Below are 22483 nucleotides of genomic sequence, written 5' to 3' on the forward strand. Positions count from 1 at the left end.
CGACGGTCCGAGCGTCCGCCGACCTGTGGATAGGATCAGCGACGTGCCTGATCCGTTCATCGACCTGCACACGCACTCGAGTGTCTCCGACGGCACCGAACCGCCCGCAGCACTCGTCCGGGCCGCCGCCGCCGCCGGACTCGACGGCGTGGCGCTCACCGACCACGACACCACGTCGGGGTGGGACGAAGCCGTCGCCGCAGTGCGCGAACTGCCCCTGACGCTCGTCCCGGGCCTCGAGCTCAGCACCCGCGTCGGCTACCGCAGCGTGCACGTCCTCGGCTACCTCGTCGATCCGGCGGACCCCGGCCTGGTCGCGGAGACCGGACGCATCCGCGAGGGTCGGCTCTCGCGCGCGCGACGCATGGTCGACCGCATCGGGCAGGACCACCCGATCACGTGGGAGGACGTCCTGGCTCAGGCTCGCAGGGGCGCGACCATCGGCCGTCCCCACATCGCCGACGCCCTCGTCGCCCGCGGGCTCGAGTCCGACAGGAGCGCGGCGTTCCGCGGCATCCTGCACCCGGCCTCCGGGTACTACGAGCCGCACGACGCCCCCTCACCCCTGCGCGGCGTCGAACTCATCCGCGCTGCCGGGGGCGTCCCCGTGATCGCGCACCCCGCGGCGTCGTCCCGCGGGGTCGTCATGGACGAGGACGACCTCCGCGAGCTCGTCGACGCCGGCCTCGGCGGTGTCGAGGTCGACCACCGCGAGAACGTCGCCCACGGCAAGCGCACGCTCCTCGAGTGGGCCGACCGCTACGGCCTGTTCGTCACCGGGTCGAGCGACTACCACGGCACCGGCAAGCCCAACCGGCTCGGTGAACACCGCACGGCCCGGCACGCGTTCGACGCCATCGTCACGCAGGCCACCGGCAGCGCGCCCGTGGTCGGCCCCGGCTCGCGCCTGTCCTGACGGGCGCGTTGCGCCGCGCTGCGACGAGGCTCGTCCTCCGCGACAGGCCGTGCACTCCTCATCGTGAGGACCGTCGCGGAGCGTGAGCCTCGTGCAGCGACGAAGCGGATGGGGACGACGAAGGGCCCGTCGCGTCAGCGACGGGCCCTTGTGCCGGGAGGCGCTACTCGCCGTCCGACGCCGGCTGCGGCGACGAGGCGGTCGCCTCGCCCCCTGCACCGGCACCGCGACGGCGGCGGCGGCGACGCCGCTTGGTGGCGGCTGCCTCGCCGTCCGTGCTGTCCGGACCGGTGCTCTGGGCTTCGGGCTTGGACTCCGGAGCCGACGCTGCGGGCCGGTCAGAGCCTCCTGGGCGGGTACGACGACGCGGACGCGAGTCGCTCGACTCACGCGACTCGCGCGGTTCCCGGGGCGGCCGTGCGCTGCCGCTGCGCTGGGCGGATGCGCCGGCGGTCGCGGCGTGCGACGAGGTGCCGGGCAGGCGACCCTTGGTGCCGGCGGGGATGTCGAGCTCCTCGAAGAGGTGCGGCGACGACGAGTAGGTCTCGACGGGCTCGGGGATGCCGAACTCGAGGGCCTTGTCGATCAGGGTCCACTTGTGCAGGTCGTCCCAGTCGACGAACGTGACCGCGATGCCCGTCTTGCCGGCGCGGCCCGTGCGACCGGCGCGGTGCAGGTACGTGTCGGGGTCGTCCGGGATCGTGTGGTTGATGACGTGGGTGACGTCGTCCACGTCGATGCCGCGGGCGGCGACGTCGGTCGCGATCAGCACGTCGTGCTTGCCGGCCTTGAACGCGGCCATGGCCCGCTCGCGCTGCTCCTGGTTCAGGTCGCCGTGGACGGCTGCGGCGTTGAAGCCGCGGTCCTTCAGCTCCTCGACCAGCTTCGCCGCCGCACGCTTGGTGCGGGTGAAGATCACGGTCTTGCCGCGGCCCTCGGCCTGCAGGATGCGGGCGATGACCTCGTCCTTGTCGAGCGAGTGCGCCCGGAAGACGAGGTGCTTGATGTTGGCCTGCATGAGGCCCTCGTCCGGGTCCGTCGCGCGGATGTGCACCGGACGCGACATGAACCGGCGGGCGAGCGCGACGATCGGCGCCGGCATCGTGGCCGAGAACAGCATCGTGTGGCGCACCTCGGGCACGGCCTGGAAGATCCGCTCGATGTCCGAGAGGAAGCCGAGGTCGAGCATGCGGTCGGCCTCGTCGAGGACGATCTCCTGCACGTGGGAGAGGTCGAGCAGCCGCTGGCGCTGCAGGTCGATGAGGCGCCCGGGGGTGCCCACCACGATCTGCGCGCCGGCCTTGAGCTGTTCGACCTGGCCTTCGTAGGCCTTGCCGCCGTAGATCGCGGCGACCGTCGTCGGGCGGTTCGAGGTCGCGAGTTCGAGGTCCTCGGCCACCTGCACCGCGAGTTCGCGGGTCGGGACCACGACGAGGGCCTTGACGCCGTGCGCGGGGTCGGCGCCGAGGCGCTGGATGAGGGGGAGGCCGAACCCGAGGGTCTTGCCGGTACCGGTCTTGGCCTGGCCGATGATGTCCTGGCCGGTGAGGGCGAGCGGGATCGTCTGCTCCTGGATCGGGAAGGGCTCGATGATGCCCTTGCCGGCCAGGGCATCGACGATGTCCTGCTCGATGTTGAGGTCTGAGAAAGTCAAAAAGGTCACCCTGTCCTATCGGGGAGTCCCGGGCAGTCTACCGGCGCGCAGAGCCCTCCGGTCGTTCCCCCTATGCTGGTGGCGTGGTGTCGTGGTGGAACCGGAAGCGCGCGGCGCAGCTCGCGGCCGCGTGGCTGGCATCGCGGAACCCGAAGAACGCTTCCCAGGTGGAGCGCCTGCAGCTCGACGACGTCAGCCCGGAGCTCGACGTCTTCCTCGGCCAGGCCGCCTACCTGCAGCTCTCGCTCTACGAGACGATGGGCCGCGCCGGAGCCGGCGCCCCGACGCTCTCCGGCCGCCTGGTCACCGGCGTGCTCGCGACCACGGCGCTCGAGCGGCACCGGTCGATCGTCGCCGAGATCGCGCAGATGGGGCAGGACCCCGCCGAGCTGATGGCACCCCACCGGGAAGCCATCGACCGCTTCCTCGAGCGGACGAGCGGCGCGGACTGGTACGAGTCGATGCTGACCGGGTACGTCACGGCGGGCATCCTGAACGACCTGTTCGCCAACCTGCTGCGCTCGTTGCCGGCGGACGTCCGCCAGCGCCTGCGTACGGTGTTCGACTCGCGCGAGGCCGCCGCCGTGGTCGAGGAGCTCAGCGCTCGCATCGACGAGGAGCCCCAGGTGGCGTCGCGGCTGGCGATGTGGGGCCGACGGCTGGTCGGCGACACGCTGCTCGTCGCCCGTTCGGCCCTGGCGTCGCACGCTCGAGAGGACCAGGAGCGGCTCGAGCCCGTCTGGACCGAGCTCATCGCGGCACACACACGGCGGATGGACGCCCTCGGGCTCACTGCCTGACCGACAGCCGGGGCCTGTGTCTGTGCTCGGCTGGTGCCGGGGCCGTCAGACGGTGCGCGCCCCGCGGGCCTTGGCAGCCTCGTAGTACGCGACGTCAGCGGCGGTGCGACGACGGCCGAGCAGCCACTCCGCTGCGAGCGCGACGGCACCGGCGCCGACGAGCGCCACGACCCAGATCCAGGTGGCGTCGTACCGCCACCCCGCCCAGGTCAGGACCTCCCAGAGGACGGCGGCCGTGATGCCGCCGACCACCGGGCCGAGCAGCTGTCCGCGCGTCGAGTGCCACGGCAGCACGAGGTGCGCGACGGCACCGCAGATCACGCCACCGAGGACGGCGAAGAGGAGTTCCATGGGTCAGGCGAGCTCGGTCAGGCGACGAAGCCGATGCGGCGGGCCTCTTCCGAGCCGAACTCGACGTAGGCGAGGGCTGCGGCGGCCACGACGTACTTGCGGCCCTTCTCGTCCTGGAGGGCCAGGTGCGTCTGGGAGGTGAGCGCCTCGGAGACGGCCTTCTCGATCTCCTCAGCGGTCTGCTTCGACTCGAAGGCGATCTCGCGGGGGCTGTTGATGATGCCGATCTTGATGTCCACGTGCTCACCATATCCGAGCACCTCACGACGGGTCCCGCACGTTCGCCGCGGGCGCACGGCAGGGGGCGGTCCGGCCGTGGCGCGGTGCCCGGGAGATGTCGGTCGCGCTCGGTACCGTACGCACGTGCCCACGACCACGCTGACGCCAGCTCCCGCGCCGACGCAGGTGTCGCGCGCGCTGGTCGACGACCCCGCGCAGGCCGAGGTGCTCGCACTGCCCGACGGCGTCCACGCGGCGGTCATCGGCGCACCGGGGACGGGCAAGACCTCGACGCTCGCGCGGCTGGTCGCCGCCCGGCTCCGTCGTCCGGACGCCGTCAGCGCCGACGGGCACGCGACCGTGCTCGCGCTGACGTCCTCGCGCACCGCGGCCACCGGGCTCCGCGACCGCCTCGCCGCCACGGTCGAGCGCGTGACCCCCGGCGCCCTGGCCCGCACCGTCAACTCCCTGGCATTCCAGATCGTCACCCACGCCGCCGCCCAGCAGGGGCAGCCGGCGCCGACCCTCCTGACCGGTGGTGAGCAGGACCGGATCCTCGGCGACCTGCTCGCGGGGCACGACGCCGACGGCACCGGACCGCACTGGCCGGACCCGATCACCGCGGTGGTGCGCGAACGAGCCGGCTTCCGCACGGCGCTCCGCGACGTCATGATGCGCGCCGTCGCGGCCGGGGTCGAGCCGGACGACATGCGGGAGCTCGCGGACGACCACGGCCGGCCCGAGTGGCGTGCCGTCGGGGACCTCGTCGACGAGTACCGCGCCACGCTCACGGCGTTCCGGACGACCAGCCTCGACGCCGCCGAACTCGTCGCCTTCGCGACCGCCGCGGTGCTCCGAGGCGAGCTCCCGCCGGCCGTCGCCGCACTGCGGCTGCTCGTGGTGGACGACACCCAGGAACTCGTCGAGGGCGAGGTCGCGCTCCTCGGGGCACTGGCCCGCGCCGGGGTGCAGGTCGTGGCGTTCGGCGACCCGGACATCGCGGCCTCGGCCTTCCGCGGCGCCGAGCCGGACGTGCTCGGTCGGCTGGCGTCCCGCCTCGGCGTCGACCGCGTGCAGGACGTCGTGCTCGGCACCGTGCACCGGCACCCCGCCCCCGTCCGTGCACTCGTCACGGGCATCACCGGCCGTGTGGGCGCGGCGGCGGCGGGTCGGCAGCGCACCGCGGTCGCCAGCCGGACCGACGGCCGCGGGGACTCCGTCCTGCACCTCGAGGGCGGCAGCCGTTCGGCGCTCGTCGTGGCGGTGGCCCGGCGGCTCCGCGAACACCACCTGCTCGACGGCGTCCCGTGGCACGAGATGGTCGTCGTCACCCGCAGCGGTGCGGCGATCCCGGAACTCGTCCGGGCGCTGTCCGTGGCCGAGGTCCCCGCCACCGCCGGAGCCGCCCCCACGCGACCCCGCGACGACTCCGCCGCGCGGTCGCTCCTCGACGCCGCCGGGGTCGCACTCGGGGTGCTGCCCCTCGACGCCGACCTGGCCACCGCGTTCGCGACGGGGCCGCTCGGGGGGCTCGACACCCTCGCGATGCGCCGACTCCGGCTCGCCCTGCGGCGGGAGGAACTCGCGGGCGGGGGCACCAGGACCGCCGACGACCTGCTCGTCGACGCGCTCGGCGCCCCGGAACGGCTCGCCACGGTCGACGCCGCCTTCGCCCGCCGGGCCACCCGGCTGGCGCGCAGCCTCGTGCAGGCCAGGACGGACGCCGAGGCCGGCGCGAGCATCGAGGAGATCCTCTGGGGGCTCTGGGAGCGCAGCGGCCTGGCGAAGGTCTGGGGCGGGCAGTCGCTCGCCGGCGGGGTCGGCGCCGCCGAGGCCGACCGACACCTCGACGCCGTCGTCGGGCTGTTCACCGCGGCGAAGCGGTTCGTCGAGCGCACGCCGGATTCTCCCGCCCGGGTGTTCGTCGACGACCTGCTCGGCGCCGACCTGGCCGAGGACAGCATCGGACCCGACCGGACGGCCGGACGGGTCCGCGTGCTGACGCCCTCCGCGACCATCGGCGTCGAGTGCGACGTCGTCGTGGTGATGGGGCTGCAGGACGGCGTCTGGCCGAACACCCGCGTGCGCGGCAGCCTGCTCGACCCGGACGGCCTGGTCCGTGCCGCCGACGGGCTCGAGCAGACCCCGGTGGACGACCGCGCAGCCGTCGTCGCCGACGAGCTCCGGCTCTTCGCCCGCGCCGTGTCCCGCGCCACCACCCAGGTCGTCATCGGCACGATCGCGAACGACGACGAGAGCCCGTCGCCGTTCGTCCGCCTGGTTCCCGTCCCGCCGGACCGACAGCCGTCCGCCCACCCGCTCTCGCTCCGCGGGCTCGCGGGCACCCTGCGCCGACGTGTCGTGACCAGCGGGGACCACGAAGCGGCCTCGGCCCTCGCCCGGTTGGCAGCCGAGGACGTCCCCGGTGCCGCGCCCGACGACTGGTACGGCATCGCGGAGCCCACGACCGAGGACCCGCTCGTCGACCTGACCGCCGACCCCGAGCCGGACCCCGTCACCGGAGAGGACGTCGCCCCGACCGTCTCCGTGTCGCCGTCGCGGATCGGCACGTTCGAGGAGTGCCCCGTGCACTGGTTCGTGCAGACCTTCGGCGGCGGTGCCCCGAGCCCGGCGATGGGCATCGGCACGATCGTGCACGAGGCCATGGAGCACGCGACCGAGGTCGACGTCGAGTCCCTCTGGGAGCGCGTGGAGTCCCGCTGGGGCGAGCTGACGTTCGAGTCGCCGTGGATCGCCGACCGCGAGCGCGCCAGGACCCGGCGGATGATCGAGGGCCTGAGCGACTACCTCCGCACCTTCGCCAGCGTCGGGCGTCGGCTGCTCGGTGCGGAGACCTCGTTCGCGCTCGTCACCGGCCCCGCCCGGATGCGCGGCAGCATCGACCGGATCGAGATCGACCCCGAGGGCCGCGTGAGCGTCGTCGACCTGAAGACCGGTCGCGGCATGCCGAGCGAGAAGAACGACATGCCCGAGCACCCGCAGCTCGGGGCGTACCAGCTCGCGGTCGAGGACGGCGCGGTGGAGGGCGTCCCCGCCGGGTCCCCGATGGCCGATGCCCGCCTGGTGTTCGTGCAGAACCCGAAGGGCGGCCACGCCTACTCGGAGCGCACCCAGCAGGCGTTCGACCCCGACGCGCGCCAGGCCTACCGCGAGCGCCTGCACGGGGTCGCCCGGGGCATGGCCGACCGCACCTTCATCGCCAACGTCGACGACCACTGCGAGAAGGCCCGTACCGGCGTCGAGTGCCGGATCCACGTCGTCGGAGAGGTCACCTGGTGAACGAGGACCTGGTCGTGACCGACACCGACACCGCGACGCAGCCGGCCAGGCCGCCCGAGCGTGACGCGGACACCATCGCCGACGCCCTCGGCCGGCCCCGTCCGACCGCGCAGCAGCGGGCCGTGATCGAGTCGCCCCTGGCACCGGCGCTCGTCGTCGCCGGAGCGGGCAGCGGCAAGACGGAGACGATGGCCTCGCGCGTCGTGTGGCTGCTCGCGAACGGCCTGGTCCGCCCCGACCAGGTCCTCGGGCTGACGTTCACCCGCAAGGCCGCCGGCGAGCTCTCGATCCGCATCAACGACCGCATCCGCGCGCTCGAGGACGCCGGCCTGATCGCCCCCGGCGACGCCTTCGAAGCGCCGACGGTCTCCACGTACAACGCCTTCGCGAACAGCGTCTTCCGGGAGAACGCGCTGCTCGTCGGCCGTGACGGCGAGTCCCAGGTGCTCACCGAGCCGTCGGCGTGGCAGCTCGCCCGTCGTGTGGTCGTGGCGGCACGGGACGACCGCCTCGCCGGACTCGACCGGAACGTCGACACGATCACCGCGGCGGTCGTGGCGCTCGCCGGTGCCGCGTCGGAGCACCTCGTCGAACCCGAGCAGCTGCGCCGGTTCGCGATCGAGTTCTCCGAGCTGCTCGAGCTGCCGGGCAACCGCGGCAAGCCCTACGCCGCCGTCACCGCTGCCGTCTCGGCCATCGGCGCGCTCGAGCCCCTGACCGACCTGGTCGCCGAGTTCCGGCGGCAGAAGGTCGACCGGGGCTTCGTCGAGTTCTCCGACCAGATCGCCCTCGCCCTCGCCGCTGCCGAGGCGGCCCCGCGCGTCGTGTCGGACCTGCGGCAGCGTTTCCGCGTCGTGCTCCTCGACGAGTACCAGGACACCTCGGTCGTGCAGACCCGGTTCCTCGCCCGGCTCTTCCGCGAGCACGCGGTGATGGCGGTCGGCGACCCGCACCAGTCGATCTACGGCTTCCGTGGGGCGAGCGCCGCGAACCTCGCCCGGTTCCCGCGTGACTTCGGCGGCGACGGGGAGCAGACAGCGCACACGTTCGCGCTGTCGACGAGCTGGCGCAACCCGGTCGACGTCCTCGCCGCCGCGAACGCCGTCGTGTCGCCGCTGTCCGAGGCCTCCGAGGTCGACGTCGAACGGTTGTCCCCGCGGCCGGGTGCCGACGCCGGAACGGTCGACGTGGTCTTCACCGAGACGCTCCCGGAAGAGGCGATCGCGGTGGCCGCGTGGTTCGAGGACCACCGGCGGCGCAACCCGTCCGGGTCGATGGCGCTCCTGCTGCGGGCGCGGAAGGACCTGGCCGCCTTCACCGCGGCGTTCACCCACCGCGGCGTGCCGTTCCACGTGCTGGGCACCGGCGGGCTGCTGCAGCGGCCGGAGATCGTGGACCTGGTGGCGTGCCTGCGGGTGCTCCACGACCCGGCCGCCGGCAACGACCTCATCCGGCTGCTCGCCGGTGCCCGGTGGCGCGTCGGCGCTGCTGACGTGGCCGCGCTGCACGCGCTCGCGAGCTGGCTGTTCAAGCGGGACCACACCCAGCAGCGCCTCGACGACGACGTGACCGCTGCGTTCCGGGCCTCGGTCGCGGCGGGGGAGCACGGCTCGGTGGTCGACGCGCTCGACTTCGTCGCCGTCGCCCCCGACGACCACGGCGCCCTGCAGGGCATCACGGACGCCGGGCGGGACCGCATGCGTCGGCTCGGGCAGCAGCTCGCGGCGCTCCGCTCCCGCGCGGCCGGGGACCTCGTCGACTTCGTGACGCTCGTCATCCAGGAGATGCACCTCGACATCGAGGTCGCGGCGCACGAGCAGGGCAGCAGCGCCTACCTCGACGCCTTCGTGGACGAACTCGCCGGGTTCGTCGGCACCGACGACCGGGCGGACCTCGGCGCCTTCCTCGGCTGGGTCGACGCCGCCGCACGCCGTGACGACATGGGTCCTCGGTCGGAGGAGCCCGAGGGCGGGACCGTGCAGATCCTGACCATCCACGGGTCGAAGGGCCTGGAATGGGACGCCGTCGCGGTGCCCCGGATGGTCGAGGGCGCGCTGCCCGCCCGGCCGCAGGAGGGCTCCTCGGGCTGGATCGGCTTCGGACGCCTGCCCTACGAGTTCCGCGGCGACGCCGACGAGCTCCCGCGCCTGGCCTGGCGCGGGCACGACTCGCAGAAGGACGTCACCCTCGCGATCGAGGCCTTCAAGGACGAGGTCAAGGCCCGCAACGAGGACGAGGAACGTCGGCTGACCTACGTCGCCCTGACCCGATCACGGCACGAGCTCCTGGTGAGCGGCTCGTTCTGGGCGGGTGGCGTGAAGCCCATGATGCCCAGCCGGTACCTCGCCGACCTGGTCGAGGCCGACGTGCTGCCGGCCGCGGCGATCCCGGAGACGACGTCCCACGAGGCCAACCCCCTCGGGGACGCTGGTGCCACGCAGTCCTGGCCGCACGTGCCCTTCGGCGACCGGGCACCGCGGGTGCTGGCAGCCGCCGACCGGGTGCGCAACGCGAACCCCGGCGCCTCGGGCCGGTACGCGGCGGACATCGACCTGCTGCTCGCCGAACGCCGGGCTGCACGGTCGGCCAGGTACCGGGTCGTCGTGCCGCACCGTGTCCCGGCGTCCGGCTTCAAGGACTACCTCACCGCACCGGACGCGGTGGCCGAGCGACTCCGGCGTCCGATGCCCGAGCGGCCCTACCGCGCCACCCGTCTCGGAACGCTGTTCCACCAGTGGGTCGAGACCCGCGGTCGGTCCGGCGGTGCGCTCGAGACCCTCGACGTCTGGGACGGCGAACTCGACCTCGACCCGGACGAGGGCCCGACGACCCCGACGGACGCGGTCGTCAGCGATGACGACGCCCAGCGGCTCGGCGCCTTCCAGGCCACGTTCGCCCGGTCGCGCTGGGCGGAGCTGACGCCGGTGGAGGTCGAGCGCGAGATCCACATCCCGTTCCTCGGGCACAGCGTCGTCTGCAAGCTCGACGCCGTGTACGAGATCGACGGCCGCATCGAGGTCGTCGACTGGAAGACGGGCAAGGCACCGTCGGGGGCGGCCGACCTCGAGCAGCGGCAGCTGCAGCTGGCGCTGTACCGGGTGGCGTACGCCGAGTTCACCGGACGTCCGATCGACCAGGTCGACGCCGTGTTCTACTTCGTGGCCGACGACCTCGAGGTCCGGCCCCGGGAACTGCTCGACCGTGCCGGACTCGAGCGGGCCTGGCAGCGGGCCGTGGGCTGACGTGAGCAGCGGGGCGGACGCGCCCCGGGCCTCCAGGCCGTGTCAGCCGAACGGACCGTGCCAGCCGAACAGACCGTGTCAGCCGGACCGACCGGGTCAACCGACCGAACCGAGTCAGCCGTGTCTAGCCGTGCCGACGTTCCGTCGACGTCAGCAGCTGCTCGACCTCACCGATCTCCATCGTCTCCGGCGAGACCGACTGCAGCGGGGCCGCCGAAGGGGCGTGCACCGCGTCGACCAGCCGGTGCATCATCGCGACGGCGTCGTCGACGACTTCCGTGCTCTTGGCCTGCACTCCGTGCAGCAGCCACTGCGCGGTCTCGAGCTCGTGGTACACCCGCGCCCGCTGGGCGAGCTGGCGGTCACGACCGCCACCGTTCGCCTCGTACGCGCTGAGGACGGTGTCGAAGGCCTCGTGCCGGCCGGGGAGCACCCAGGCCAGGTCCTTGGCCGGGTCGCCGAGCCGCAGCTCGCCCCAGCCGAGCACGCCGGTGACGTCGTCGCCGTCGACGAGCAGGGCCTCGGTGCCGAGGGCGCCGTGCACGACGGTCGGGGTGAACTGCCAGAGCTGCTGGTCGCGCGCGGCACCCTCCCAGCGCTCCTGCAGGGCGGCGGGGACGAGCTTCGTCGCGACCGCACGGTCCATCACGGACACGGCGGACCGCAGGACCTCGAACGGGGTCAGGGACGGCAGACCGGCGTCGGTCACGAAGCTCGTGGGCAGCACGTGGACGGCGGCGATGGCGCGTCCGACGCTGGTGGCCAGCTCCGGACGCTCGGCGAGCGTGCCGAGGGCGGGGTGCGCGCCGGGGACGTAGGTCGTGAGGATGGCGCGGGTCGACCCGACGGGCGCCTGTCCGCGGTACTCCGGGACGGCGAACGGGAGGCGCGACCTGATCCCGGCGCTCAGCGCCCGGATCGCGAGGAGGTCGGCCGACTGCCGGGCCTCCGCCCGCTGGTTGCGCGGTCGCCGGATCACCGACTCGCGTCCCTCGGAGTCGTGGAGGAGCGCCGACTCGTAGTCGCCGGAGGCGACCGAGCCGAGCGTGCGTGTGCCCGTGACCTCGAGTCCGGGGACGGTCGTCGTCGCCAACGCCGCTAGAGTGAACTGGGATCCCGCCATGCCCCACAGGGTAGGTCCGCTGGCGTCGCGAACGGTGCGCGCCACGCTGACCCGACCGGATGCCCGCCGTCGGCTCGCCGAGTGCGAGCCGCATCGATCCCGACCCGAGGAGTCACCCTGTGACCGAGGAGTTCGCCGCCCGGCTGCCGCTCGCCCGCAACGAGCTCGACCGCGATGCCGAGTACCGCAGCACCCCCGACCTCGGACGGGTCCTGCGCGACGACCCCTCGACGCGGTTCCTGCCCGTGCATGGCGCCGCGATGCTGCGGAACGCCGACGGCACGCTGCGCTTCGTCCCCGCCGAGTCCGTCCTGCAGTCCGCGCCGTTGATCTACCTCGGACGCTCCCTGTCCGACGCGGCCGACGCCCCGGCGGGCACCCGCTTCGTCGCGGCCCTCGTCGACGCCGACACCGCTGGCCGCATCGAACCGGACGCGGACGCCTGGGAGAACCTGCGCATGTTCGGCACGGAGCTGTCCGCTCGTGACCAGGGCCTGGCGGTCGAGGCCGTGGCGATGGCGAACTGGCACGCGGTGCACGGGTTCTCGCCCCGCACCGGCTCCGACACCGAGGTGGTCACCGGCGGCTGGGTCCGCCGCGACGACCAGGGCCACGAGCTCTTCCCGCGCACCGACGCCGCGGTGATCGTCGGCGTGACCGACCGCGACGACCGCATCCTGCTCGGGTCGAACGCGGCGTGGGACGACGACCGCTACTCGTTGCTCGCCGGGTTCGTCGAACCGGGGGAGTCGCTCGAGGACGCCGTCCGCCGCGAGGTCCACGAGGAGTCCGGCGTGCACGTCGAGGAACCCGAGTACCTCGGCTCGCAGCCCTGGCCGTTCCCGGCGTCGCTCATGGTCGGCTTCCGCGCCAGGGCACTCGACGGCGACCCGTCGACCGTCCGGCCCGACGGTGTCGAGATCCTCGACGTCCGGTGGTTCTCACGAGAGGACATCCGCGAACGTGCCGGGACCACCCTGATGCTGCCCGGTCGGACCTCCATCGCGCGGGCCATCATCGAGGAGTGGTACGGCGCCCCGCTGGACCTGCCGTGACGCCAGGCCAGCAGAGCGCCGAGCCGCAGCCGCGACCCCCGGTGCAGCCGCCGTCGCCCGAAGCGCTGCTCGCCGCCCTCGACGCTGAGCAGCGCACGGTCGCGACGACCCTGCTCGGCCCGGTCGCGGTGCTCGCGGGTGCGGGGACCGGCAAGACCCGCGCCATCACGCACCGGATCGCGTACGGCGTGGCCACCGGCACCTACTCGCCGAACCACGTCCTCGCGCTGACCTTCACGACCCGCGCCGCCGGTGAACTGCGCTCGCGCCTGCGGGCCCTCGGTGCCGGCGCGGTGCAGGCACGCACGTTCCACGCCGCGGCGATGTCGCAGCTGAGCTACTTCTGGCCGGACACGGTCGGCGGGCACGCCCCGAAGATCGTCGAGTCGAAGGCGCGGATCATCGCCCACGCGGCGGACACCGTCGGCATGCGCGTCGACAAGCCCGTGCTGCGCGACCTGGCGGGGGAGGTCGAGTGGCGCAAGGTGCAGCGCCTGACCTACGACGAGTACGAGGCCGCCGCCGCCGACCGGGCCATGCCCCGCGAGACCTCGCCGTCCCGGGTCATCGACCTGATGCGCGCGTACGAGCGGCTGAAGGACGACCGCCGGCAGCTCGACTTCGAGGACGTGCTGCTCGCGACGCTCGGGATGGTCGAGTCCGAACCGCGGGTCGCCAGCTACGTCCGGCAGCAGTACCGGTTCTTCGTGGTCGACGAGTACCAGGACGTCTCGCCCGTGCAGCACGACCTGCTCCGCGCCTGGCTCGGCGACCGGCAGGACCTCTGCGTCGTCGGGGACGCCAGCCAGACCATCTACTCGTTCGCGGGGGCGTCGAGTCGGTACCTGCTGGGCTTCGGCTCCGAGTTCCCGCGCGGGTCCGTCCTGCGCCTGGAACGGAACTACCGCTCGACACGGGAGGTCGTGCACGCCGCCAACGCCCTGATGCGCGGACGTCCCGGTGCGCTCGACCTCGCGGCGCAGCAGACCGAGCCCGGCCCGGCGCCCGTCGTCCTGCCGTGCGTGCACGACGGCGACGAGGCGGCCACGGTCTCCCGGCAGATCACCGAGCTCGTGCAGGCCGGGTCGGCCTACGGTGACTGCGCGGTGCTGTTCCGCGTCGGCGCACAGTCCGCCGCGCTCGAGGCAGCACTCGGTCGCGCCGGGATCCCGTACCGCGTGCAGGGCGGCACCCGGTTCTTCGACCGGCCGGAGGTGAAGCTCGCCGTGCACCACATGCGCGGCGAGGCGATCCGGCAGACCGATGACGAACTGACCCGGCGCGTCGGCCTGGTGCTGCAGGTCAGCGGATGGACCCCCACCGCTCCCGAGGGCACCGGCGCGGTCCGCGAGCAGTGGGAAGCCCTGCAGGCGATCATGGGCCTCGCCGAGGACGCCCCCGCCGGCACGAGCATGCAGGAGTTCACGCAGGACCTGGTCGACCGCGCCGCGACCCACCACGAGCCCGAGCTCGACGCCGTCACGCTGGCGACGCTGCACTCGTCCAAGGGCCTGGAGTGGCAGAACGTGATGATCGTCGGTGCCGCGGAGGGCCTGCTGCCGATCTCGCACGCGACCACCGAGGACGAGGTCGACGAGGAACGGCGGTTGTTCTACGTCGGACTGACCCGAGCGCGGCGCAGCGTGACCGTCATGTGGTCACGGCAGGGGTCGTCGCGCGGGGGTGCCCGCGCGCCGAGTCGGTTCCTGGCAGCCCTCGACACGCACACCGCGGGTGCGGCCGCACCGGTCGTCGGCTGACCGACAGGTCGTCCCGCTCGAACACGAGCTGGTCGGTCCCCGGCGCGACGGTGGTGCGCGGCAGGAGCTCGACCACCGACCGTGCGACGGCCGCGGCGACCGCGCCGGTGCGCCACGGTGAGAGCGGCGCCGCGGGACGTCCCCACACCTGGGCGGCGATCGCGGGCCACGCGGGGTCGTCGTCGACGTGCGCGTACTCCAGGCACTGCAGGCACGGGCCGCTGCCCGGCACGACGAGCGGCCCGACGCGGACCCGGCCGTCGCCCACGACGACCGGCAGGTGCGGTGTGCCGCGGCGCGTCCACGCCGAGCGGAGCGCCGGGTCGACGACGTGGTCCGCGACGACGACGGCGATGCGGGGGTCCGGGTCCGGCAGCGCGACGGGGCCGCCGCGGGGAGCCGTGGTGCGGACGACGGTGATGCCCTCGCCCGTCAGGAAGGCGTCCAGCGTCGACGCGAGGGCGCCGGTGCCGTGGACCTCGACCCGGGTGAGCGGCTCCGGCAGCATGTCGAGCACCGCCGGGGACGCCGCCCCGAGCACCTGCGCCGCCACCTCGGGGCGACACCGGACGCTCGCCGCGAGGCCGGACAGGGCGTCGCGGCTGGTCTCCCGCCGGAGGGCGCAGAGGAAGCGTTCCTCGGCCGTGGTCGGCACCCCGATCACGGCGCGCGGCGGGTCGACGCCGAGCTGGACGGTCGCCGGGTCACGCCAGACGAACTCGAGCGACGGATCGATGCGGATGCCCATGCGTCCACCGTGGCGGACGCGCGGAGCGGACGGGCGGTCGCCGGGGGATCTGTGGAGAACCCGCCGGACCGCCGGCCGCGCGCCGGGGCCGACCCGGGCCTCCCGGTCGGGTCAGCGCGGGCCGGCGTCCGGTGCCGGACCGGTCGCGTCGGGACCGTCGCCGGGCTCGTCGTCGATCCCACCGGACTCGTCCTCACGCGGCCGCGAGCCGGTGGCGTCGTTCAGCAGGTCCTCGAGCGCCCGGTCGAACTCGTCGTCCTCCTGGGTGTGCCCGGGGTTCCGGAGCCGTGCGACCAGCGCGTCCGGGGCGTCGACGTCCTCGGACGTCGGCACCAGGTCGAAGTGCTCCCACAGGGCGTCCCGCTGCTCGGCGCCGAGCTCGTCGGTGACGCGCTGCCACATCGCTGCGGCCTCGCGCAGGCGACGGGGGCGGAGTTCGAGGCCGACGAGCGTGGCGAACGCCGACTCGGCCGGTCCGCCGGCTGCCCGTCGACGACGGACGGTCTCGGCGATCGCACCGGACCGGGGCAGGCGTGCGGTGGCCGCGGCGGTGACGGTGTCGACCCAGCCCTCCACCAGGGCGAGCATCGTCTCGAGGCGCGCCAGGGCGGCGTCCTGCTCGGGGGTGCGCGGCGGGATCAGCGCACCGGACGCGAGGGCGTCGCGGAGCTGCTCCTGGTCCGTGGGGTCGATGTCGGCAGCGAGTTCCTCGACCCGGTCGAACGGGATGTGGATGCCGCGGGCGTACTCCGTGATCGAGGAGATGATGTGCAGCCGCAGCCAGCGCGCCGAGCGGAACAGCCGCGCGTGGGCGAGCTCGCGGACGGCGAGGTAGATGCGGACCTCGTCCACGGGGACGTCGAGGCCCTCGGCGAACTCGGCGACGTTCTGCGGCAGGAGTGCGGCGACCTGCTCGTCGAGGAGGGGGACGCCGACGTCGCCGCCCGACACGACCTCCTTCGAGAGCTGTCCGACGACCTGGCCGAGCTGGATCGCGAAGAGTGCTCCACCCACCCCGCGCATGGCCTTCGAGACGTCACCGAGCATCGCCTTGAGCTCCTCGGGTGCGCGCTGGTCGATCGCCTCGGTCAGGGCACCGGCGATGCTCGCGGCCACGGGTTCGGCGATCTGCGTCCACACGGGCGCGGTCGCCTTCGCCCACTGCTCGCGGGTGTACAGGCTCGGCGTGGCGGTGAGCTCGGCCACGGTGGTGACCTCGTCGAGCCACAGTGCCGCGACCTGGAAGGCCTGGTCGCTCGCCTGGCTGGTCGCCGGGTCGATGCCGTGGGCGCCGTCCTTCGCGATCGCCGTCGCGCGTTCGGCCGTCACCGTGAAGTCGATGCCGTCGCCGCCGCTCTGCGCCGCACGCTGCAGCTGGCTCATCAGGTTGGCCACGAAGGCCGGGTCGTTCGGCAGGCCAGCGGCGCCCGCGAGCTGCGACGGGTCGATCTGGCCCTCTCCGGCGAGGAGCTTGCGGAGCATCTCCTGGAAGTCGTCGTCCGGCCCCGGCTGCGGTTCATCAGGCATGCCGACTACGCTAATCGCTGCTCGTGGGGCCGCGCCTGGGACGGCCCCGTGGGATCGCTCCTCCGGGTGCGCCCAGGGCGAACAGCGCCGGAAGGACCCCGTTGACCATCTTCGCGACCGCCCCCCGCCGCCGCTCCCGCCGTCGGACCGTCGGGTGGACGTTCGTCGTCGGCGCCGTCGTCCTGGCGATCGTGGCGAGCGTGCTGCCGAGCCCGTACGTCATCGAGCTGCCCGGCCCGGTGTTCAACACCATCGGCACGCAGAAGCAGGGCACCGGCAAGGACGCCAAGGACGTCGAGCTCATCGAGATCGACGGCCACCAGACCTACCCGACCGCCGGTGCGCTCGACATGCTGACCGTCAGCGTCCAGGGCACCGCGACGCAGCGACCGCCGTGGACGAGCGTCATCCGGGCGCTCTTCACGAAGTCGCAGGCCGTGGTCCCCGCCTCGGCGATCTACCCACCCGGCACGACGACCGAGCAGGTGGACAAGCAGGACGCCGCCGACATGACGAACTCCCAGCAGTCAGCCGTCGCCGCCGCACTCATCCAGCAGGGGGAGCGGATCCCCACCACGCTCGAGGTCGGCACCGTCGCGAAGGGCTCCCCGGCGGACGGCGAGATCCGCACGGGCGACGTCATCACCGCCTTCGACGGCAAGTCCCTCACGACGAACGCGGACGCCACCACGCTGCGCGGGCTCGTCGCCGACCACGGCACGTCCAGCCCGGCGACCGTCACGATCCGCCGGGGCGACGCCACCCGCCAGGTCCGGGCCACCCCGGTCGACCAGGACGGCACGGCCCTGCTCGGGGTCGGCGTCGTGGAGAAGTACGACTTCCCGTTCGACGTGTCGATCAAGCTGCAGGACGTCGGCGGCCCGAGTGCCGGCATGATGTTCGCTCTCGGGATCATCGACGAGATCACCCCGGGCAAGCTCAACGGCGGCAAGCACGTCGCCGGCACCGGCACGATCACCGCCGGCGGCGAGGTCGGCCCCATCGGCGGCATCCGCCAGAAGCTCTACGGCGCGAAGGCGGCGGGAGCGACCGTGTTCCTCGCCCCGGCGTCGAACTGCGACGAGGTCGTCGGTCACGTCCCCGACGGACTCGACGTCTACGCCGTGAAGACCCTGGACCAGGCGGTCTCCGACCTCGGCACGATCGCGAGCGGGAAGAGCACGGCCGGCCTCGCCACCTGCGGTCGCTGACCGGCGGTTCCCGACCGCCTGTCCCGTCGACGGGACCGGCGTCGGTGACCTGCACCGAGCCTCCAGTCCGGTCTGGAGGCTCGGGGGCGCTTCCTGAGATCGGGTACAGCTTCACTGTCGGCGGCGTCCCATAGGATCGTGGGACTGACGGCCCGGTGCGCCGGGCCGGCCGGTCCGACACGTCTGGAGCACATCACGTGACGACAACCTCGTCCACCTCGTCCACTGCGGGCCGGCGTTCGCCGCGTGTCCCGATCGTGGTCACGATCATCGTGCTGGCCGCACTGGTGATCGCCTTCTTCATCTTCGCCAGCCTGTACACCGACTACGCGTGGTTCGCGCAGCTCGGCTTCCAGCAGGTGCTGACCACGCGGTGGATCGCGGGGGCGGTGATGTTCTTCGCCGGCTTCCTCGGCATGGCCGTGCCGGTCTACCTGAGCATCCTGTTCGCGTTCCGGTTCCGACCGGTCTACGCCAAGCTCGGGTCACAGCTCGACCGCTACCAGCAGGTCATCGAGCCGCTCCGCCGGGTCGTGATGATCGGCATCCCGGTCGTCCTCGGCATCTTCGCCGGACTCGCGACGGCACCCCGCTGGAGCATGGTCCTGGAGTACTTCAACCGGACCCCCTTCGGCAAGAAGGACCCGCAGTTCGGACTGGACATCGGCTTCTACGTCTTCGAGCTGCCGTTCTGGCGCTCGGTCGTGGCCTACTCGTCCGCGGTGGTCCTCATCGCCGGGCTCGCCGCGCTCGCCGCGTGCTACCTCTACGGCGCCATGCGGTTCGGTGGGCGAGAGGTCCGGATCTCCCGTGCCGCCCGCGTGCAGCTCGCGATCACGGCCGCGCTCTACATCGCCCTGCAGGCCGTCAGCCTGTGGCTCGACCAGTACGCGGCGCTGACCAAGAACAACTCGCTGATCACCGGTGCGCAGTACACCGAGGTCAACGCCACGATCCCCGGTCGCGAGATCATGGCGGGCATCGCGGCGATCGTCGCACTGCTCTTCATCGTCACCGCGGTCATCGGCCGCTGGCGGATCTCGATCGTCGGCACCGGGCTGCTGCTCGTCTCCGCGATCGTCATCGGCGGCATCTACCCGTGGATCGTCCAGCGCCTGCAGGTCGCCCCGAGTGAGCGGTCGTTCGAGTCCGCGTACATCCAGCGGAACATCGACGCCACCAGGGACGCCTACGACGTGTCCGGGGTGAAGGAGTCGAACTACGACGCCACCACGTCGCCGTCCACCGGTGCCCTGGCGCAGGACGCCCAGACCACGGCGAACATCCGCCTGATCGACCCGAAGATCGTGTCCGACACGTTCAGCCAGCTGCAGCAGTCGCGGCAGTACTACAAGTTCCCGTCCGAGCTCGACGTCGACCGCTACGACATCAAGGGCAAGACCGAGGACACCGTGATCGCGGTCCGCGACATCGACCTCGACGGCCTGAGCGCCAAGGCGAACACGCAGTACAACCGCACGTTCGTCTACACGCACGGCTACGGCGTCGCTGCGGCCTACGGCAACCAGCGCGCCAGCGACGGCAAGCCGGTGTTCCTTGAGTCCGGCATCCCGACCACCGGCGCCCTCGGTGACTACCAGCAGCGCGTGTACTTCGGCGAGACCTCGCCCGGCTACTCCATCGTCGGTGCACCCGAGGGCTCCAAGAACGTGGAGCTCGACTACCCGTCCGGCTCGGACGACGACAACGGCGGCAACGCGACGACGACCTACAAGGGCGACGGCGGACCGACGATCGGCAACTTCTTCAACCGGCTGGTCTACGCCGCGAAGTTCCAGTCGGAGCAGATCCTGCTCTCGAACGCGGTCAACAAGGACTCGCAGATCCTGTACGACCGCAACCCGATCACCCGCGTCCAGAAGGTCGCGCCGTACCTGACGCTGGACAGCGACGCCTACCCGGCGATCGTGAACCACCGCCTGCAGTGGATCGTCGACGGCTACTCGACCTCGGACGCGTACCCGTACTCGCAGAGCCAGAGCCTCGCCGACAGCATCAACGGCACCGAGTCCTCGACGTTCCGCACGGACCAGGTCAACTACATCCGCAACTCGGTGAAGGCCACGGTCGACGCCTACACGGGCAAGGTGACCCTCTACACGTGGGACACGAAGGACCCGGTGCTGAAGACCTGGCAGAAGGTCTTCCCGACGTCGCTGAAGCCGGTCTCCGCCATGAGCGCCGACCTGCTCGACCACGTCCGGTACCCGACCGACCTGTTCAAGGTGCAGCGCTCGATCCTCGGCACGTACCACGTGACCAACGCCAACTCGTTCTACTCGGGTGACGACGCCTGGACGACGCCGACCGAGCCGACGAGCGGGTCGAACGACGCCGACACGACGGCGGCGAACACCACCACGACGACGACCGCACTGGGCACCCAGACGTCAGCGGCACGGGCGAACCTGCAGGACCCGTACTACCTGACGATGAAGGTGCCGGGGCAGGGGACCGCGTACTCGCTCTACACGACGTACATCCCGCAGCAGACGGGGTCGAACGCGCGGAACGTGCTGACCGGGTACCTCGCCGTCGACTCCGACGCAGGGGGCTCCGGCAAGGGCAAGCGGGCGTCCGGCTACGGCAAGCTCACGTTGCTGACGATCCCGAAGACCGACAACATCCCCGGTCCGCTGCAGGTGCAGAACCTGTTCAACTCGGACACCACGGTGTCGCAAGAGCTGAACATCCTGAAGCGCGGCAACAGCACCGTCAAGCAGGGCAACCTGCTGACGCTGCCGGTCGGCGGTGGGTTCCTCTACGTGCAGCCCGTCTACGTGCAGTCCACCTCGAGCGGCTCCTACCCGCTGCTGCAGAAGGTCCTGGTGGCCTTCGGGGACAAGATCGCGTTCGAGGACACCCTCGACGAGGCCCTCAACCAGCTGTTCGGTGGTGACTCCGGCGCTGCCGCAGGTGACCAGGGTGCCGCCGCGGGCGGATCCGACACCGGGACGGACAACGGCTCGGACAACGGGACGGCTGACTCCGGCTCGGACGCCGGGACCGGCAGCGGTTCGACCGGCGGCTCGTCGTCCGACTCGGACGACCCCGCCGTGCAGAAGGCCCTCGCTGACGCCAGTGCGGCCCTGCAGGACCGCCAGCAGGCCTACGCGGACAACGACCTCGTCGCTGCCGCCGAGGCTGACCAGCGTCTGCAGGACGCCATCCGGGCCGCGGTCGAGGCCGAGGAGTCGGCCAGCTCCAGCAAGTGACGACACGGGCGGGGTGGCCGATTTGGCACCCCGCCCGTTGCCGTGTAAGCTTCTAAACGTGCCGCGGGGTGGAGCAGTTCGGTAGCTCGCTGGGCTCATAACCCAGAGGTCGTAGGTTCAAATCCTGCCCCCGCAACCAACGCGACACAAGAAGCCCCGGTCCTCACGGACCGGGGCTTCTTCGTGTTCTGGGCGCGTTCCGTCCGGACCCCGTTCCGGACCCCGTTCCGGACAGGAGGCTGATCACCAGCTGGTGGGGAGCCTCCCGTCCGTCTCCTGGTGGCGACGCGACCCGGCCTGCTGGCTCAACCCGTCGCGCGCTTGCCGCGGACCCCGTGCCCGAGCGTTGTGATCCGCTCGAGTTCCGACGGGGTGAAGGACACGGCTGCTGCGGCGACGTTCTCGGCGACACGTCGGGGGCTCCGCGATCCCGGGATCGGCACGATGTCGTCGCGCTGCGCGAGGATCCAGGCGAGCGCGAGCTGCGAGAGCGAGATGCCCTTCGCCTCCGCCAGCTCCGTCAGGCCGGCGACGACCGCGGTGTTCGCGTCCCAGTGCTCGGGAGCCCACCACTCCAGCCACTGCCGGATGTCGTCCTCCGCGTAGGCGGACCGGGGCTGGACGGCGCCACTGAGGAAGCCGCGCGCCAGTGGTGAGTACGCGACGAGTCCGATGCCGAGTTCGTCGACGACGGGGAAGAGCTCCTCGGACTCGCGCGCGAAGACCGAGTACTCGGTCTGCAGGACGGAGATCGGGTGGACCGCGTTCGCCCGCCGGATGTTCTCGGCGTCCGTGTTCGACAGGCCGAGGTAGCGGACCTTGCCGGCCTCGACGAACTCCTGCATGACGCCGACGACGTCCTCGATCGGGACCTGCGGGTCGTGGACGTGCTGGTAGAGCAGGTCGATCGAGTCGGTCCCGAGGTTGCGGAGGCTGGTGTCGACGACCTGACGGATGTGGTCCGGCCGCGAGTCCTGGCCGTAGGTGTCGGTGAAGCCGAACTTGGTGGCGATCGTGACCTCGTCGCGGATGGGCGCGAGGGCGGCGCCGAGGAGTCGCTCGCCCGAGCCCCAGCCGTAGAGCTCCGCGGTGTCGAAGTGCGTGACGCCGAGGTCGTGGGCGTGGCGGATCGCGGCGATCGACTCCGTGTCGTCGCCGGGGCCGTACGCGAAGGTCGTGCCCATCGCGCCGTAGCCGATGGCGCTGACGACGAGGCCCTGTCGTCCGAGTGTGCGGTGTTGCATGGTCGTCCTTCCGAGGGGTGATGTGCGTGCGAGTGGCACTGTACGCCAGATATGGCAGAGGCTGTCAAGTATGGCGGGAACTGTCGAAGCGGGTCGC

General features: G+C 72.4%; 15 protein-coding genes and 1 tRNA gene. 9 read left to right on the plus strand and 7 right to left on the minus strand.

The genetic code is table 11. The features are described from left to right. Positions 1–43: 43 nt before the first annotated feature. Positions 44–916, plus strand: coding sequence for a PHP domain-containing protein (locus tag ITJ54_RS12680; RefSeq protein WP_194628839.1), 873 nt, complete (start codon positions 44–46; stop codon positions 914–916). A 163-nt stretch (positions 917–1079) separates the two neighbouring features. Here the strand turns inward: ITJ54_RS12680 and ITJ54_RS12685 are convergent, their stop codons facing one another. Next, on the minus strand, positions 1080–2570 hold the full coding sequence (locus ITJ54_RS12685; protein WP_194628841.1) for a DEAD/DEAH box helicase: 1491 nt from the start codon (positions 2568–2570) through the stop codon (positions 1080–1082). An 83-nt stretch (positions 2571–2653) separates the two neighbouring features. Between ITJ54_RS12685 and ITJ54_RS12690 the strand changes: the two genes are divergently transcribed. Next, complete coding sequence (locus ITJ54_RS12690; RefSeq protein ID WP_323741711.1) at positions 2654–3370, plus strand: ferritin-like fold-containing protein; 717 nt, start codon at positions 2654–2656, stop codon at positions 3368–3370. 45 nt (positions 3371–3415) lie between these two features. Here ITJ54_RS12690 and ITJ54_RS12695 read toward each other — a convergent pair whose 3' ends face one another. Both ITJ54_RS12695 and ITJ54_RS12700 read right to left on the minus strand, forming a co-directional pair. Then, positions 3416–3721, minus strand: coding sequence for a hypothetical protein (locus ITJ54_RS12695; protein ID WP_194628843.1), 306 nt, complete (start codon positions 3719–3721; stop codon positions 3416–3418). 17 nt (positions 3722–3738) lie between these two features. After that, positions 3739–3960 carry a DUF3107 domain-containing protein gene (locus tag ITJ54_RS12700; RefSeq protein ID WP_071271723.1) on the minus strand — a complete coding sequence of 74 codons (222 nt, stop codon included), beginning with the start codon at positions 3958–3960 and terminating at the stop codon, positions 3739–3741. 124 nt (positions 3961–4084) lie between these two features. On the opposite strand from ITJ54_RS12700, the gene ITJ54_RS12705 reads away from it, so the two are divergent. After that, positions 4085–7240 (plus strand): ATP-dependent helicase, encoded by a 3156-nt coding sequence (locus ITJ54_RS12705; protein WP_194628845.1) that lies wholly within the window; start codon positions 4085–4087, stop codon positions 7238–7240. 14 nt (positions 7241–7254) lie between these two features. Beyond that, on the plus strand, positions 7255–10482 hold the full coding sequence (locus ITJ54_RS12710; RefSeq protein ID WP_323741712.1) for an ATP-dependent DNA helicase: 3228 nt from the start codon (positions 7255–7257) through the stop codon (positions 10480–10482). 124 nt (positions 10483–10606) lie between these two features. On the opposite strand, the gene ITJ54_RS12715 is transcribed toward ITJ54_RS12710, so the two are convergent. Beyond that, the gene (locus ITJ54_RS12715; RefSeq protein WP_194628849.1) at positions 10607–11605 is read right to left on the minus strand and encodes a phosphotransferase; all 999 of its coding nucleotides are present in this window, start codon (positions 11603–11605) and stop codon (positions 10607–10609) included. A 119-nt stretch (positions 11606–11724) separates the two neighbouring features. Between ITJ54_RS12715 and nudC the strand changes: the two genes are divergently transcribed. Next, on the plus strand, positions 11725–12660 hold the full coding sequence (gene nudC, locus ITJ54_RS12720) for an NAD(+) diphosphatase (RefSeq protein WP_194628851.1): 936 nt from the start codon (positions 11725–11727) through the stop codon (positions 12658–12660). Further along, positions 12657–14420 (plus strand): ATP-dependent helicase, encoded by a 1764-nt coding sequence (locus ITJ54_RS12725; protein ID WP_323741713.1) that lies wholly within the window; start codon positions 12657–12659, stop codon positions 14418–14420. The genes nudC and ITJ54_RS12725 overlap by 4 nt, the downstream gene beginning before the upstream one ends. Here ITJ54_RS12725 and ITJ54_RS12730 read toward each other — a convergent pair. Both ITJ54_RS12730 and ITJ54_RS12735 read right to left on the minus strand, forming a co-directional pair. Next, positions 14311–15168 (minus strand): TOMM precursor leader peptide-binding protein, encoded by an 858-nt coding sequence (locus tag ITJ54_RS12730; RefSeq protein WP_194628853.1) that lies wholly within the window; start codon positions 15166–15168, stop codon positions 14311–14313. The two genes, ITJ54_RS12725 and ITJ54_RS12730, sit on opposite strands and share 110 nt — an antisense overlap. Positions 15169–15279: 111 nt before the next feature. Beyond that, on the minus strand, positions 15280–16695 hold the full coding sequence (locus ITJ54_RS12735; RefSeq protein ID WP_194628855.1) for a zinc-dependent metalloprotease: 1416 nt from the start codon (positions 16693–16695) through the stop codon (positions 15280–15282). 101 nt (positions 16696–16796) lie between these two features. On the opposite strand from ITJ54_RS12735, the gene ITJ54_RS12740 reads away from it, so the two are divergent. The 3 genes from ITJ54_RS12740 (at position 16797) to ITJ54_RS12750 (ending at position 21281) form a co-directional block, all read left to right on the plus strand. Next, positions 16797–17906, plus strand: a complete 1110-nt coding sequence (locus tag ITJ54_RS12740) for a PDZ domain-containing protein (RefSeq protein ID WP_194628857.1) — start codon at positions 16797–16799, stop codon at positions 17904–17906. Between the two features lie 257 nt (positions 17907–18163). Then, positions 18164–21142, plus strand: a complete 2979-nt coding sequence (locus ITJ54_RS12745) for a UPF0182 family protein (RefSeq protein WP_194628859.1) — start codon at positions 18164–18166, stop codon at positions 21140–21142. A gap of 62 nt (positions 21143–21204) precedes the next feature. After that, a tRNA-Met gene (locus tag ITJ54_RS12750) sits at positions 21205–21281 on the plus strand. Positions 21282–21447: 166 nt separating this feature from the next. On the opposite strand, the gene ITJ54_RS12755 is transcribed toward ITJ54_RS12750, so the two are convergent. Then, positions 21448–22386 (minus strand): aldo/keto reductase, encoded by a 939-nt coding sequence (locus ITJ54_RS12755; RefSeq protein ID WP_194628862.1) that lies wholly within the window; start codon positions 22384–22386, stop codon positions 21448–21450. Positions 22387–22483 lie beyond the last annotated feature (97 nt).

Source organism: Curtobacterium sp. VKM Ac-2865 (assembly GCF_015350905.1).
GTDB lineage: Bacteria > Actinomycetota > Actinomycetes > Actinomycetales > Microbacteriaceae > Curtobacterium.

Coding starts and splice junctions, on each gene's coding strand:
- ITJ54_RS12695 (WP_194628843.1), bottom strand. CDS start 3,721: ATGGAACTCCTCTTCGCCGTCCTCGGTGGCGTGATCTGCGGTGCCGTC.
- ITJ54_RS12715 (WP_194628849.1), bottom strand. CDS start 11,605: ATGGCGGGATCCCAGTTCACTCTAGCGGCGTTGGCGACGACGACCGTC.
- ITJ54_RS12730 (WP_194628853.1), bottom strand. CDS start 15,168: ATGGGCATCCGCATCGATCCGTCGCTCGAGTTCGTCTGGCGTGACCCG.
- ITJ54_RS12735 (WP_194628855.1), bottom strand. CDS start 16,695: ATGCCTGATGAACCGCAGCCGGGGCCGGACGACGACTTCCAGGAGATG.
- ITJ54_RS12755 (WP_194628862.1), bottom strand. CDS start 22,386: ATGCAACACCGCACACTCGGACGACAGGGCCTCGTCGTCAGCGCCATC.